1 protein-coding gene is annotated in these 459 nt (G+C 60.8%); it reads right to left on the bottom strand.

Annotation, left to right across the window (positions count from 1 at the left end; translation table 11 throughout):
• Positions 1-16 precede the first annotated feature (16 nt).
• The coding region (locus tag AB4Z27_RS29555) for a T6SS immunity protein Tli4 family protein (RefSeq protein ID WP_441646052.1) at positions 17-459 on the bottom strand (443 nt) is incomplete at its 5' end.

Raw genomic sequence — 459 nt, 5'->3', positions numbered from 1 at the left:
CACATGCACTCCACCGTCAGAAGGCATTCGGTCGGGGCCGCAGGGTTCGGGAGATGGCGTCCCAGACCGCGAGGGCCTCGGCGTCCGTCAGCGATGCACGTTCGAGCGGACGATAGTCCGGAAGCGGATTCGCTGTATCCATTTCGTGCCGCACGAAAGGCGTCAGTACATCGTCCGCGAGCGCGTTCCCCTCCAGCGCAAAGAGGTGCCCGTGCACTTCCGTGGTGGGTCTTGGGCCTTCCAACAGCCATTCTTCTGCGTCGACGCCGGTCAATGCGACCTTCCCTTTACGCACCGTTCGCCCGCCCTTGATCTGCGACAACGCCTGCTCGATCTGACGATGCCTCTGCAGAAGCGAGTCCCTTTCAACGACACTTGAGTCCGTCAGAATGGTGAAACCGAGATCCTCATGGCTTGCAAGACGGAACCTCGACTTTGTGCGTTCCTCCTGTTCCTCCT

Source organism: Cupriavidus sp. KB_39 (assembly GCF_052114485.1).
In the GTDB taxonomy this organism is placed as follows: domain Bacteria; phylum Pseudomonadota; class Gammaproteobacteria; order Burkholderiales; family Burkholderiaceae; genus Cupriavidus.
This window is presented reverse-complemented; position numbering and strand designations above follow the sequence as displayed.